14 protein-coding genes are annotated in these 12,696 nt (G+C 63.6%); 10 read left to right on the top strand and 4 right to left on the bottom strand.

What is annotated here, in order from left to right; translation table 11 throughout:
* Positions 1-121: 121 nt before the first annotated feature.
* Together OKQ63_RS20975 and tdh are read left to right on the top strand one after the other, a co-directional pair.
* Entirely contained in the window at positions 122-1,309 is a 1,188-nt protein-coding gene (locus OKQ63_RS20975; RefSeq protein ID WP_264211945.1) for a glycine C-acetyltransferase, read from the top strand.
* A 14-nt stretch (positions 1,310-1,323) separates the two neighbouring features.
* Complete coding sequence (gene tdh / locus OKQ63_RS20970; RefSeq protein WP_264213965.1) at positions 1,324-2,352, top strand: L-threonine 3-dehydrogenase; 1,029 nt, start codon at positions 1,324-1,326, stop codon at positions 2,350-2,352.
* A gap of 79 nt (positions 2,353-2,431) precedes the next feature.
* On the opposite strand, the gene OKQ63_RS20965 is transcribed toward tdh, so the two are convergent.
* Entirely contained in the window at positions 2,432-3,160 is a 729-nt protein-coding gene (locus OKQ63_RS20965) for a metallophosphoesterase family protein (RefSeq protein ID WP_264211944.1), read from the bottom strand.
* A gap of 155 nt (positions 3,161-3,315) precedes the next feature.
* Here OKQ63_RS20965 and OKQ63_RS20960 point away from each other — a divergent pair, with 155 nt between their 5' ends.
* On the top strand, positions 3,316-3,708 hold the full coding sequence (locus OKQ63_RS20960; RefSeq protein WP_264211943.1) for a hypothetical protein: 393 nt from the start codon (positions 3,316-3,318) through the stop codon (positions 3,706-3,708).
* A 62-nt stretch (positions 3,709-3,770) separates the two neighbouring features.
* Here the strand turns inward: OKQ63_RS20960 and serA are convergent, their stop codons facing one another.
* Both serA and OKQ63_RS20950 read right to left on the bottom strand, forming a co-directional pair.
* Entirely contained in the window at positions 3,771-5,366 is a 1,596-nt protein-coding gene (gene serA, locus OKQ63_RS20955) for a phosphoglycerate dehydrogenase (protein WP_264211942.1), read from the bottom strand.
* Between the two features lie 63 nt (positions 5,367-5,429).
* Complete coding sequence (locus OKQ63_RS20950; RefSeq protein ID WP_264211941.1) at positions 5,430-6,584, bottom strand: phosphoserine transaminase; 1,155 nt, start codon at positions 6,582-6,584, stop codon at positions 5,430-5,432.
* A gap of 279 nt (positions 6,585-6,863) precedes the next feature.
* On the opposite strand from OKQ63_RS20950, the gene serB reads away from it, so the two are divergent.
* The 4 genes from serB to OKQ63_RS20930 all read left to right on the top strand — a co-directional run bounded on the left by serB (position 6,864) and on the right by OKQ63_RS20930 (position 9,126).
* Positions 6,864-7,739, top strand: a complete 876-nt coding sequence (gene serB, locus OKQ63_RS20945) for a phosphoserine phosphatase SerB (RefSeq protein ID WP_264211940.1) — start codon at positions 6,864-6,866, stop codon at positions 7,737-7,739.
* A gap of 261 nt (positions 7,740-8,000) precedes the next feature.
* Positions 8,001-8,321 (top strand): ArsR/SmtB family transcription factor, encoded by a 321-nt coding sequence (locus OKQ63_RS20940; RefSeq protein WP_264211939.1) that lies wholly within the window; start codon positions 8,001-8,003, stop codon positions 8,319-8,321.
* Between the two features lie 13 nt (positions 8,322-8,334).
* A complete protein-coding gene (locus OKQ63_RS20935) occupies positions 8,335-8,772 on the top strand; it encodes an SRPBCC family protein (protein ID WP_264211938.1) in 438 nt (145 codons plus the stop codon).
* Between the two features lie 33 nt (positions 8,773-8,805).
* Positions 8,806-9,126 (top strand): YciI family protein, encoded by a 321-nt coding sequence (locus OKQ63_RS20930; protein ID WP_264211937.1) that lies wholly within the window; start codon positions 8,806-8,808, stop codon positions 9,124-9,126.
* A gap of 36 nt (positions 9,127-9,162) precedes the next feature.
* Here the strand turns inward: OKQ63_RS20930 and OKQ63_RS20925 are convergent, their stop codons facing one another.
* Positions 9,163-10,161, bottom strand: a complete 999-nt coding sequence (locus OKQ63_RS20925) for an asparaginase (RefSeq protein WP_264213964.1) — start codon at positions 10,159-10,161, stop codon at positions 9,163-9,165.
* Positions 10,162-10,340: 179 nt separating this feature from the next.
* Between OKQ63_RS20925 and OKQ63_RS20920 the strand changes: the two genes are divergently transcribed.
* The 3 genes from OKQ63_RS20920 to rlmN all read left to right on the top strand — a co-directional run bounded on the left by OKQ63_RS20920 (position 10,341) and on the right by rlmN (position 12,666).
* On the top strand, positions 10,341-10,871 hold the full coding sequence (locus OKQ63_RS20920; protein WP_264211936.1) for an invasion associated locus B family protein: 531 nt from the start codon (positions 10,341-10,343) through the stop codon (positions 10,869-10,871).
* A gap of 102 nt (positions 10,872-10,973) precedes the next feature.
* The gene (locus tag OKQ63_RS20915) at positions 10,974-11,369 is read left to right on the top strand and encodes a lysozyme inhibitor LprI family protein (protein WP_264211935.1); all 396 of its coding nucleotides are present in this window, start codon (positions 10,974-10,976) and stop codon (positions 11,367-11,369) included.
* 109 nt (positions 11,370-11,478) lie between these two features.
* Positions 11,479-12,666 carry a dual-specificity RNA methyltransferase RlmN gene (gene rlmN, locus OKQ63_RS20910; RefSeq protein ID WP_264211934.1) on the top strand — a complete coding sequence of 396 codons (1,188 nt, stop codon included), beginning with the start codon at positions 11,479-11,481 and terminating at the stop codon, positions 12,664-12,666.
* Positions 12,667-12,696 lie beyond the last annotated feature (30 nt).

Here is a 12,696-nt window from a genome sequence, read left to right as displayed (position 1 = left end):
GCCCGAATTTCCGCCGCAGATCCGGTTTCACGGATTTTTTTCCGCGATACTGAAATCCTGTATTTCGGAAACGTATCCGCTATGCTAGACGTGCGAGTCGAGACATCCAGGGAGTTTGCTCATGTCCAACGCATTTCTGACCGACATCTCAAACACGCTGGCCCGGATCGAGGCCGAGGGGCTGTACAAGCGTGAGCGAATGATCACCTCCCCGCAGGGAGGCGAGATTACGGTTGGAGACCGGCAGGTGATCAACCTCTGCGCCAACAACTATCTGGGTCTGGCCGACCACCCTGCCCTGATCAAGGCAGCGAAGGACGCAATGGAGCCGAAGGGGTTCGGCATGGCGTCTGTGCGGTTCATCTGCGGCACCCAGGACATTCACCGGGAGCTGGAGCAGCGGCTGGCAAAGTTCCTCGGCAAGGATGACGCGATCCTGTTTGCCGCCTGTTTCGACGCCAATGGCGGGTTGTTCGAGCCGCTGTTGGGGCCGGAGGATGCGATCATCTCCGATAGCCTGAACCATGCGTCGATCATCGACGGCATCCGGCTGTGCAAGGCCAAGCGCTACCGCTACCTGAACAGCGACATGAACGATCTGGAGGCCTGGCTGAAACAGGCGCGCGAGGACGGCGCGCGGCACATCATGATTGCGACGGACGGCGTGTTCTCGATGGATGGATATCTGGCCAAGCTGCCGGAAATCCGGTCGCTGGCGGACAAATACAATGCCATCGTGATGGTGGATGACTGCCACGCCACCGGCTTCATGGGCGCAGGCGGTGCCGGCACGCCAGAGCATTTCGGGGTGGATGTGGATATCCTGACGGGAACTTTGGGCAAAGCACTTGGGGGGGCCATCGGCGGTTACATCGCCGGGCCGCAGCCAGTGATCGACCTGCTGCGGCAGCGGGCGCGGCCCTATTTGTTCTCCAATTCGCTGCCGCCGTCGATAGTTGCTGCCGGGCTGGAGGCAATCCGGCTGGTGGAGGAAGGGGACGGGCTGCGGGCGCAGCTGTTCGAGAATGCGCAATACTGGCGCGCGGGGCTGGAGACGCTGGGGTTCGATCTGCTGCCCGGTGAACACCCGATCATCCCGGTGATGCTGGGAGAGGCGCAGCTGGCGCAGGACATGGCGGCCCGGCTGTTCGACGAGGGAGTCTATGTCTCTGGCTTCTTCTTCCCGGTGGTTCCGCGCGGCCAGGCGCGGATCCGCACCCAGATGAATGCGGCGCTGACACGGGACGAGCTGGACCGGGCCCTGGCCGCCTTTGGCAAGGTGGGCAAGGACCTGGGGGTGATCTCATGAGCCGCCCGAACACGATGAAGGCGCTGGAGAAGAGCCACCCGCAGGAAGGCCTGTGGATGGTGCAGGCGCCGGTGCCGGAGATCGGCCCGGACGAGGTGCTGATCAGGGTGAAGAAGACCGGCATCTGCGGTACCGACATCCATATCTGGAACTGGGACGACTGGGCGGCGCACACCGTGCCGGTGCCGATGATCACCGGCCATGAGTTCGCCGGGGAGATCGTCGAAATTGGCCGCGATGTAACCGGGCTTGAAATTGGCCAGCGCTGTTCCGGTGAAGGGCACCTGATCGAGCATGACTCGCGTCAGAGCCGGGCCGGCAAGTTTCATCTCGACCCCGGCACCCGCGGCATCGGGGTGAATGAACAGGGCGCCTTTGCCCAGTACCTGCGCCTGCCGGCCTTCAATGTGGTGCCGCTGCCGGATGACATTCCAGACGAGATCGGTGCCATTCTCGATCCCTTGGGCAATGCGGTGCACACGGCCTTGAGCTTTGACCTTTTGGGCGAGGATGTGCTGATCACCGGTGCCGGCCCCATCGGCATCATGGCCGCGGCAGTGGCGCGGCACGCGGGCGCGCGGCATGTGGTGATCACCGACATCAACCCGGATCGCCTGACGCTGGCGGCGCATGTGGTGCCTGCGGTGCGCGCGGTGAATGTTGCCCAGGAAGACCTGCAGGATGTGGTGCGGGAGCTGGGCCTGAAACAGGGGTTTGACGTTGGCCTGGAGATGTCCGGCAGTCAGGCGGCGCTGGATCAGATGGTGGAGGCGCTGGTGATGGGCGGCAAGATCGCCCTCTTGGGCATTCCGCCGGGCAAGTCGCCGGTCGACTGGTCGCGGATCGTGTTCAAGGCGATCACCATCAAGGGCGTCTACGGGCGCGAGATGTTCGAAACCTGGTACAAGATGATCGCGATGCTGCAGAACGGGCTGGATGTGAGCCGGGTGATCACCCACCGCTTTGGCGTGGATGATTTTGCCGAGGGCTTTGCCGCGATGAAATCAGGCTCCAGCGGCAAGGTTGTGCTGGACTGGGCATGAGCGCTGTTTGAGGGGGCGTTGCCCCCTCGCGCCTATGGCGCTCGCCCCCAGAGTATTTCCAGAAAGATGAAAGGGCCGATCAGGGAGCCAGCGGCACCCTGCCCTGTTCTGTCAGCAGCCAGCAGTCGCGGCCCTCGAAAACCGCAGCGGTCAGCGGACGGCCGTAGCCGGCGCCGCTGTCGAGGTTGATGCGGTTGCCGTAATGGCTGGGCTTGTCCACTGGCGTATGGCCATGCACGATCAGCTTCGGATGCGCGCCAGTGTGCTCGTGAAAGGGCTGCCGGATCCACATCAGATCGTTCTCATTCTGCTGGGACAGCGGCACGCCGGGACGAACCCCGGCGTGCACGAAGGCTAGATCCGGCGTTTCGTAGAGCGCGGGAAGGCCGCGCAGGAATTCAGCGTGCCGCACCGGGATCATCTCCTTGGCCCGGGCGTGCAAAGAGTCGAGCCGGGTGCGGTCTTCGAAGGTCAGCCCATAGCTGGCCAGGGTCTCAACCCCGCCGATCCGCTCGTGCAGCCAATGGTAGCCGATCAGCAGATGCGGATCGTGCCGGGGCGTTTCCTCCAGGAACCACTCGAACATCCGGTCGTGGTTGCCCTTGAGGCAGGTCCAGTCCCGGCCTTGCGCCTGTCCGGCGATCAGCCGCTCGAGCACCCCGCGGCTGTCGGGGCCGCGGTCGGTGTAGTCCCCGAGGAAGACGATGCGGGCGTCCGGCCCGCCGTCGGCCGCGATCCGGGCCAGCGCCTGCTCCAGCATCTCCAGCTGGCCGTGGATGTCTCCGATGGCGTAGAGTGGGGCGGACATGGCGGCTCCTTTGCGCGGGCTTCGGCGGAGTAATGGTGGATTACGGCACCGGGTTCAACCCCGGCAAAATCGGGCAGGCGGCTGGCAATCCGGCACAGGCGCTGCATTTTACAGGGCAGGACTCATGCAGACAGTCAGCGCCGGGAGGGTTGATCATGGAAGGAATTGCACGGTGGTTCATGCTGGCAGCGGTGGTTTCGGCGCTTGGCGGAATGGTCTGGGGCATTCAGATGACGGCAAGCCAGGACCATTTGCTGTCGCCGGCGCATGGGCATCTCAACCTGCTCGGCTGGGTCAGCTGCGCGATCTATGCGTTTTACTACCACCTGCTGCCCGCCGCCGCCGGAGGCGTGCTGCCGCGGCTGCACCTGGCCGCGGCGCTGCTGGCGCTGGGGCTGCTGGTGCCGGGCATTCCGCTGGCCATTCAGGAGCGGACGGATGTGCTGGCGCAGACGGGATCGCTGATGGCCCTGCTGTCGATGCTGATCTTTGCGGCGGTGGTTCTGCGCAGCCGCCCGGAAAAACCGGTGTTCGCACGTCAGCGCTGAGGCTGCGAAAAAACGCCCCCGCAGGTGTTGCGGGGGCATTCTTCATGGTCTTGCACGCGGCGTCAGGCGACGTCGAATTCCAGCGGCTTGATCTGGTTGAACAGCCCGGTTTCGGCTAGCTTGGCACGGGCTTCGGCCGGGACCTGATCATCCACATACAGCAGCGCAATGGCTTCGCCGCCGGCTTCGGACCGGCCCAGGGTGAAATTGGCTATGTTGACGCCGCTGTCGCCCAGGGTATGGCCCAAGGTGCCGATGATGCCCGGCACGTCCTCGTTGGTGGTGTAGAGCATATGCGCGCCCACATCCGCCTCGATGTTGATACCCTTGATCTGGATGAACCGCGGCTTGCCGTCGGAGAACACCGTGCCCGCCACCGAGCGTTCGCGCTTGGAAGTGACGGCCGTCACTTTGACGTAGCCGTCAAAGGCGCCGGATTTGTCCTGGTTGGTGGTGGAGATCTGGATGCCGCGCTCCTTGGCGACCACCGGGGCGGAGACCATGTTCACCTCGGGGTTGGCGCGTTTCATGATGCCGGCAATCACCGCGCAGTTCAGCGCGTCCAAGTTCATCTCCGAGGCCACGCCATCGTAGAGGATGTTGATCGCCTTGATCGGCTCATCCGTCATCTGACCCACGAAAGAGCCCAGATGGTCGGCAAGCTTGATCCAGGGGCCCATGACCTTGGCTTCCTCGGCGGTCACCGAGGGCATGTTGAGCGCGTTTTCCACGGCGCCGGTCAGCAAGTAGTTGGACATCTGCTCGGCCACCTGCAGGGCAACGTTCTCCTGCGCCTCGGTGGTAGCGGCGCCCAGGTGCGGGGTGCAGACCACGTTGGGCAGGCCAAAGAGGGCGTTTTCCTTGGCCGGCTCCACCGAGAACACGTCAAAGGCAGCACCGGCCACATGGCCGGAGGTCAGCAGTTCAGCCAGCGCGCCCTCGTCCACCAGACCGCCGCGGGCGCAGTTGATGATGCGCACCCCCTTCTTGGTCTTTTCCAGGTTCTCCTTGGACAGGATGTTGCGGGTCTGCTCGGTCAGCGGCACATGCAGGGTGATGAAGTCGGCGCGCGCCAGCAGCTCGTCCAGCTCCACCTTTTCGACGCCCATCTTGTCGGCTTTCTCGGTGCTCAGGTAGGGGTCATAGGCCACCACCTTCATCTTGAGGCCGCGGGCGCGGTCGCAGACGATGCCGCCGATATTGCCGGCGCCGATCACGCCCAGGGTCTTGCTGGTCAGCTCGGTGCCCATGAACTTGGACTTTTCCCATTTGCCGGCATGGGTGGAGGCGGAGGCCTCCGGCAGCTGGCGGGCGACGGCAAACATCATTGCAATCGCATGTTCGGCGGTGGTGATCATGTTGCCGAAAGGCGTGTTCATCACAATGACGCCGCGCTTGGAGGCGGCTTCCTTGTCGATGTTGTCGGTGCCGATGCCGGCGCGGCCGATCACCTTGAGGTTATCGGCATTCTCCAGGATTTTTTCCGTCACCTTGGTGGCGGAGCGGATGGCGAGGCCGTCGTACTGGCCGATGATTTCCGCCAGCTTGTCCTTGTCCTTGCCCACGTCGGGCAGAAAGTCGACGTCAATGCCGCGGTCGCGGAAGATCTGGACGGCGGCCTCTGAGAGTTTGTCGGAGATGAGAACTTTGGGAGCCATGTCTGTGGTCCTTAGAATGTCTATGCTGGGGCGGCGGGCGCACTCGCCCGCCCTAAAGGTTGCTCAGGCCGCTTCGGTCTGCGCGGCGATCTCGGCCTCAAAGGCCCATTTGATCCAGGGCATCAGCGCGGCCACGTCGGCGGCCTCGACTGTGCCGCCGCACCAGATGCGCAGGCCCGGAGGCGCGTCGCGGTAAGCGCCGATGTCAAAGGCTACGCCTTCGCTCTCCAGGCGCTTGGCCACGGCCTTGGCAAAGGCGGCGCCGTCACGGATGCGTTCGTCGGTGAACTTGAGACAGACCGAGGTGTTGGAGCGGTATTCCGGCTGTTCCGCCAGGAAGGCGATCCAGGGGTTGTCCTGCACGAAGCTCTGGACCGCGGCCAGGTTGGCATAAGCGCGTTCGCGCAGGCCCTCCATGCCGCCCACCGAACGTGCCCAGTCGAGCGCCAGCAGGTAGTCCTCCACCGCCAGCATCGAGGGCGTGTTGATGGTGGCGCCCTGGAAAATGCCGTCGATCAGCTTGCCGCCCTTGGTCAGGCGGAAGATTTTGGGCAGCGGCCAGGCGGGGGTGTAGCTTTCCAGCCGCTCCACCGCGCGGGGGCTGAGGATGATCATGCCGTGCGCCGCTTCACCGCCCAGCACCTTCTGCCAGGAGAAGGTGGTCACATCCAGCTTGTCCCAGGGCAGGTGCTGGGCAAACGCCGCGGAGGTGGCGTCGCAAATGGTGAGGCCTTCGCGGTCCGCCGGGATCCAGCCGCCGTTGGGCACCCGCACGCCAGAGGTGGTGCCGTTCCAGGTGAAGACGACGTCATTGCTGAAATCGACAGTGCCGAGGTCGACAATCTCGCCGTAGTCCGCGGTCTTGACGGTGGCATCCAGTTTCAGCTGTTTCACCGCGTCGGTGACCCAGCCGGAACCGAAGCTTTCCCAGGCCAGCATCTCGACGCCGCGGGCGCCGAGCAGGTTCCACATCGCCATTTCGACAGCGCCGGTGTCGGATGCCGGCACGATGCCGATCTTGTAATCGCCGGGGATTTTCAGGATCTCGCGGGTGCCTTCGATTGCCGCCTTCAGCTTCTCCTTGCCAACCGCAGCACGGTGCGAGCGGCCCAGTGGTGCGCCGGACAGTTTCGACAGTTCAAAGACGGGAGGTTTGGCGCAAGGCCCCGAGGAAAAACGCGGATTGGCCGGCCGCGTGACCGGTTGTGCAATAGCCATAAATGCTACCCTTCCAGATAAGCGCCCCTCGTTGGGGAGGGGTGTCCCGGTTACAGAGCTAGGCTGCTGCAGCGCGGCATGCAACAGAAAAATCAGCAGAATCCGGCTGAATGGATGCTTTTTGCGACACGTTTTTCCACCATCGGAAACTGCCGCGTCGAAAAGGCCGGAAGGAGGCCGCCTTATAATGGCCCCGCTTTTCAGCGGCATCGCGCAAGCTGGCCGTTCGCTTGGCGACCCGTTATGACAAGGTGAATCCCGACCAAACGGAGCCTGCCGATGTTTGTTGCCACCCTGCTTTGCAATCCTGTCAGCCCGGTGCTGGAACCAGCCCTGCCCGAATCGCTGCGCAACGCCTGGGGCGGCGGCGACGCGGTCTGGCTGGCGCCGGGGATAGCGGCGGAATTTCCTCTGGAACAGAGGCCGGATAACCAATGGGAGGTCTGGGCAGATCTGCAGCAAACAGGCGTGGATCTTGTGATCCAAGCGAACGGCGGACGCAGGAAGAAGATGCTTCTGGCCGACATGGACTCGACCATGATCCAGCAGGAATGCATCGATGAGCTGGCTGAGGAAGCGGGCGTCGGCGCACGGGTCAAGGAGATCACCGCGCGGGCGATGAACGGCGAGCTGGATTTTGAAGGCGCGCTGATTGAACGGGTCGGGCTGCTGCAGGGGCTGCCGGAGACAGTGATCGGAAAGGTTCTCGACGAACGCATCACCCTGATGCCCGGCGGCCGGCAGCTGCTGGCGGTGATGAAGGCAAATGGTGCTTATGCGGCGCTGGTCTCGGGCGGGTTCACGGCCTTCACTTCCAGGGTGGCGGCGGAGCTGGGCTTTGACGAGAACCGCGCCAACACGCTGCTGGCGGAAGACGGCAGGCTGACCGGCGAAGCGGCACGGCCGATCCTGGGCCGCGAGGCCAAGGTCGAGGCGCTCGAGCAAATTACCGCCCGGCTGGGAATTGGGGAGGCGGATGTGATTGCAGTGGGCGACGGCGCCAACGACCTTGGCATGCTGAAACGCGCGGGCGCAGGCGTTGCGCTGCACGCCAAACCCTCGGTTGCAGCGGAATGCGATATCCGCATCAACCACGGCGATCTGACGGCGCTGCTCTATATTCAGGGCTATACCCAGGACGATTTCAAAATCTGAAACCACCCTCTGGATCAGAGTCCGGGGGAGCTCCCGTGCCCGCAGGTGTGGCTGCTGCCGCAGCCACACCTTGGCGGCCTTGGGCCAGGCACCGCGCACGCGCGGTGCCTGGCCCAAGGGGAGGAGGCTTGTTCGCAGAACAGGCTGACGACGGGCGGGAGCCCCTCTCTGGCGGCAACCTGCAGCTGGCGGTTTCTGCCTCATTCCGCTGGAATTGGATTTTACGCTTCCATTAATTAACAAAAAAGTTAATAATAGGGCATGTCTCCGCTTCTGAAATCCTTTGCCGCCTTGTCGGACGAGACCCGCATGTCGATTGTCGACCAGCTGATCACGCAAGGCGAGCTGCCTGCAGGCGATCTGGCACCCGGCGCGGGCATCTCGGCGCCGGCCATCTCGCGCCACTTGAAGGTGCTGCGCGAGGCCGGCCTGATCACTCAGCGTGCCGACGGCACCAAGCGGCTCTATTCCGCCCGCCCTGAGGGGCTGCGGATGATTGCCGAGTGGACCCACTCCCGCAAAGCCTTTTGGCAAGGCAGCCTGGACCGGCTGGAAGCGGCCCTGATGGAGGATAACGCCTGATGGAGAAAACAGAATGAGTGATCTGCAGCTGCAAAGGATCTTTCCCGTCAGCCCGGAAAAGCTGTTCGATTGGGTGACCACTCCGGACAAGCTGCTGAAATGGTGGGGGCCGGAAGGCGTTCATATTCCGGAACACGATCTGGACCTGAGCCGCACCGGCCCGTGGTATTCCATCATGCAGAACCGCGATGGCCAGCGGTTTCATGTCTCCGGCCAGGTAACCCATGTGGAGGTACCGAAATCGGTCGGCTTTACCTGGGCCTGGCATGACGAGGACGGCAGCCGCGGCGCCGAAAGCCATGTGACCTTCACCATAACCGCTGCCGGGGACGGTGCCATGCTGCTGGTCGATCACCGAGAACTGGGCGGCGATGAGATCGCCGCGCGGCACGAAGAGGGCTGGACCTCGACCCTGCGCAAGCTGGAGGCCCTGCTCGCTTCAGAGTCCTAAGTCACCATCCACCGCAACCAAGGGAGAAGACCAATGCCACAGTACATTTTTGCCTATCACGGCGGCAAGACCCCGGAGAGCGAGGAGGAAGGCGCCAAGGTCATGGAGGCCTGGAAAAGCTGGATGGGCTCCATGGGCGACGCGCTGAAGGTGCCGGGCGCGCCAGTGGGCCTGTCCAAGACCGTCAGTGCCGGCGGCGTGGCGGACAATGGCGGTGCAAATCCGGTCTCGGGCTATTCGGTTGTGGAAGCGGCCGATCAGGACGCGGCTTGCGAAATCGCCAAGGGCTGCCCGATGGTGGCGGACGGCAGCGGCTCGGTCGAAGTGGCCGAAATCATCGATATGGAGATGTGATCGGGCGGCCCCGGTTCTTGACCGGGGCAGCCGGGTTCAGAACAGCAGCTCGGCTGCGGGGCGGACCGAACCGCACTCCAGCCCGCGGCGGCTGCAGAGCGTCTTGTTCATGTATTTGCGGGTCTCCGGGTGATCCGCCTCCAGCACGCCGAGGCTGACCATCAGCGCCGCAATCGCGCATTCGCTGGCGCGGGTGGTGCCATCGGCGATCTTCAGCGCGACGCCCAGCTTCTGCTCCGGCAGGATGGCGACGAACACCGCCTCGGCACCGGTCTTGATTGCCGCCTTGCCGCCCATCGCACGCATCAGGTTGGTGCAGCAGCGGGTCTCGCCGGCCACCAGATCGGGATGCGCGATCATTGCCGCCACCAGCTGCTGCGCCGCTTCTGATGCACGGTCGGAGCGGTCGCCTGCGCTGGCAAACCAGGCCATGGAACGGGCCAGCCCGGTGACCGTGGTGGCAAAGTTCGGCGCCGAGCAGCCGTCGATGCCGTAGCCGGGGCTGTCCTCGCCGGTGGTTTCCTCAAACGCCGCCAGACAGGCCTGCTGCACCGGATGGTCGACTTCGATATATTCCGCCCCGGCACCAAGATACTGAGTCAGGGTCAAGAAGCCCGCGTGTTTGCCGGAGCAATTGTTATGCACCTGGCAGGGGCTGCTGTCGGATTTGATCAGCTCATTGCGGGCGGGGATGTCGTCCGGCAGCTGCGGGCCGCAGCGGAAATCATCGTCCTTCAGCCCCAGCTGATCGAGCCAGGTGTTCACCCGGTCCGTGTGGATATGGGCACCGTTGTGGGACGCGCAGGCCAGCGCCAGCTGCTCGGACGTCAGGCCATAGCGCGCAGCGGCGCCGGAGGTGATCAGCGGCAGCGCCTGGATCATCTTGGCCGAGCTGCGCGGATAAATCACCGCATCCGGATCGCCCCAGCTGCGGACCACCTGCCCCGAGGCATCGCAAATGACGGCATGGCCCAGATGCAGGCTTTCCAGCAGCGGGCCGCGCCAGACTTCGGCCATGGGCACAGGTTTCGGCATCATGTCTCCCCTCATGTGTTGTTGGCGAAATCCTGCCAAAACGCTCTTTCGCCCGTGGTGCTTGTTACGTTAGTGTGCTTGTGTAGCGCAAGCGAGGGGATCGGGACCAGACAGCGGTTGAACGCTGCGGGCCCTTTGCTTGAATTTGAGGTAAAAGAACAGTCTTGGAGTCGGGACAAATGGCATTGAAACTCGCCCGCGTGGCTGCGGGCCTGAGTCTGGCAGCGTTGGCAACCACCGCAATTGCGCAGGAAACGTCGAACAACCGGGTCGCCGCCAAGGTGGACTGGAGTGTATTCGAAGGCGAAAACCCGGTCGAGTGCTGGGGGGTTTCCGCGCCGAAGGAAACGGTGAACACCCGCGACGGCCGTGTGGTTGCGGTGCGCCGCAGCGAGATCCAGCTGTTTGTCACCTTCCGCGATGCGACACCTCCCAAAGGGGAAGTCAGCTTTACCGGCGGCTACCCGTTTGCGCCGGGCTCCACCGTGAACATGGCGATTGGCGAGTCCGAGTTCGAACTGTTCACTGAGGATGAATGGGCCTGGCCGGCCACGCCGGCGGATGATGCCAAGATCATTACCGCAATGAAGCGCGGGTCAGATGCCGTGCTGACAGCCCGTTCAGCCCGCGGCACCCAGACCAAGGACACTTTCTCGCTACTGGGATTCACCGCTGCTGTTGAAGACGCGGAGAAACGCTGCAGCAAGTAAGCGCTGCCCCCGTGCGGAAACAAACCAGACCCCGGCCCCCGCCGGGGTTTTCTTGTTTGAAATCCGTAAGCGGCGTAGCATGAGTTGCAGGAGGTGCCTGCCATGTCAAACGCTGCCATTCTTCCATTCGCCTGCCTTGCAGTTGCACTGCTTGCCCCGCCTGCCTTTTCCAATCCGGCACTGGAGTGCGGTGACGGCAGTCAGGAAGAAGTCGGCTCCTGCGTGGCTGACGACGAAGAAGGCGTGGAAGCGGCTCTCACCAATGCGCTGCAGGCAGCCATGGTGACAGCTGCAAAAATCGACGCGGACAACGGCAGCAGCGAGGCCGTGCCGGCGCTGAAGGACGGCCAGACCGCCTGGGAGGCCTATCGTGTCGCGCATTGCAGCTTTGTCGGGGCTGCTCACGCCGTGCGCGAAGAGGCCGGGATCGCCACGCGGGCCTGCTGGACGACGCTGGGACGGGCGCGCGTGGAAGAACTGGTCCGGCTGAGCAAGTAGCCCCTGCCCGGACGGCCGCCTGAAAACCCGTGTTCACGGATTCCTTTTGATCTTCCGCCGAAATCCTATATAGAGCCGCATCCACCCATCAGCATCGAGTCTCAAGCCCATGACCGCCAGCACGCCGATCACCCAGGACGTATTGACCCTGCCCCGCAAGGAGCCTGAGGGCGGCAAGATCAATCTTGTGGGCCTCACCCGCGCGCAGATGCGCGATGCGCTGATCGAAAACGGCACCCCGGAAAAGCAGGCCAAGATGCGTGTCGGCCAGATCTGGCAATGGATCTATCAGTGGGGCAAGCGTGACTTTGGCGACATGACCAACCTCGCCAAAGCCTACCGCGCGCAGCTGGCTGAGACGTTTGAAATCCGTATCCCCGAGGTGGTGAGCAAGCAAGTCTCGACCGACGGCACCCGCAAGTACCTGGTGCGGATTGCAGGCGGCCATGAAGTCGAGGTGGTTTACATCCCCGAAGACGGCCGCGGCACCCTGTGCATCTCGTCCCAGGTGGGCTGCACCCTGACCTGCTCGTTCTGCCACACCGGCACTCAGAAGCTGGTGCGCAACCTGACCCCGGCCGAAATCGTCGGCCAGGTGATGATGGCGCGCGACGATCTGGAGGAGTGGCCGGTGCCCGGCGCGCCCAAAGAGGAGACCCGTCTGCTGTCGAACATCGTGCTGATGGGCATGGGCGAGCCGCTCTATAACTTCGAGAACGTCCGCGACGCGATGAAGATTGCGATGGATCCCGAGGGCATCTCGCTGAGCCGCCGCCGGATTACGCTCTCGACCTCCGGCGTGGTGCCGGAAATTGCCCGCACCGCCGAAGAAATCGGCTGCCTGCTGGCGATTTCCTTCCACGCCACCACCAACGAGATCCGCGACGTGCTGGTGCCGATCAACAAGCGCTGGAACATCGACGAGCTGCTGCAGGCGCTAGCGGATTACCCCAAGGTGTCGAATTCCGAGCGGATCACCTTTGAGTACGTGATGCTGGATGGCGTGAACGACACGGATGAGGACGCGCACCGGCTGATCGAGCACATCAAACGCTACAAGATCCCGGCCAAGATCAACCTGATTCCCTTCAACGAATGGCCTGGCAGCCCTTACAAGCGGTCGTCGAACAACCGCATCCACGCCTTTGCCAATATCATCTATCAGGCCGGCTATGCCTCGCCGATCCGCAAGACCCGCGGCGATGACATCATGGCCGCCTGCGGCCAGCTGAAATCAGCCACTGAACGCGCGCGCAAGAGCCGCAAGCAGATTGAGGCCGAAGCCGGGATGAAGTAACCCGGCCCCGGCCCCGCTGCGGCAGGGTCC

It is taken from the genome of Leisingera thetidis (assembly GCF_025857195.1).
GTDB classification, from domain to species: Bacteria; Pseudomonadota; Alphaproteobacteria; order Rhodobacterales; family Rhodobacteraceae; genus Leisingera; species Leisingera thetidis.
The sequence above is the reverse complement of the archived record's forward strand: the minus strand, read 5'-3'. Positions and strand labels throughout refer to the sequence as shown.

Coding starts and splice junctions, on each gene's coding strand:
- OKQ63_RS20920 (WP_264211936.1), top strand. CDS start 10,341: ATGGCATTGAAACTCGCCCGCGTGGCTGCGGGCCTGAGTCTGGCAGCG.
- OKQ63_RS20925 (WP_264213964.1), bottom strand. CDS start 10,161: ATGCCGAAACCTGTGCCCATGGCCGAAGTCTGGCGCGGCCCGCTGCTG.
- rlmN (WP_264211934.1), top strand. CDS start 11,479: ATGACCGCCAGCACGCCGATCACCCAGGACGTATTGACCCTGCCCCGC.
- OKQ63_RS20935 (WP_264211938.1), top strand. CDS start 8,335: ATGAGTGATCTGCAGCTGCAAAGGATCTTTCCCGTCAGCCCGGAAAAG.
- OKQ63_RS20930 (WP_264211937.1), top strand. CDS start 8,806: ATGCCACAGTACATTTTTGCCTATCACGGCGGCAAGACCCCGGAGAGC.
- OKQ63_RS20975 (WP_264211945.1), top strand. CDS start 122: ATGTCCAACGCATTTCTGACCGACATCTCAAACACGCTGGCCCGGATC.
- OKQ63_RS20950 (WP_264211941.1), bottom strand. CDS start 6,584: ATGGCTATTGCACAACCGGTCACGCGGCCGGCCAATCCGCGTTTTTCC.
- serA (WP_264211942.1), bottom strand. CDS start 5,366: ATGGCTCCCAAAGTTCTCATCTCCGACAAACTCTCAGAGGCCGCCGTC.
- tdh (WP_264213965.1), top strand. CDS start 1,324: ATGAAGGCGCTGGAGAAGAGCCACCCGCAGGAAGGCCTGTGGATGGTG.
- serB (WP_264211940.1), top strand. CDS start 6,864: ATGTTTGTTGCCACCCTGCTTTGCAATCCTGTCAGCCCGGTGCTGGAA.
- OKQ63_RS20940 (WP_264211939.1), top strand. CDS start 8,001: ATGTCTCCGCTTCTGAAATCCTTTGCCGCCTTGTCGGACGAGACCCGC.
- OKQ63_RS20965 (WP_264211944.1), bottom strand. CDS start 3,160: ATGTCCGCCCCACTCTACGCCATCGGAGACATCCACGGCCAGCTGGAG.
- OKQ63_RS20960 (WP_264211943.1), top strand. CDS start 3,316: ATGGAAGGAATTGCACGGTGGTTCATGCTGGCAGCGGTGGTTTCGGCG.
- OKQ63_RS20915 (WP_264211935.1), top strand. CDS start 10,974: ATGTCAAACGCTGCCATTCTTCCATTCGCCTGCCTTGCAGTTGCACTG.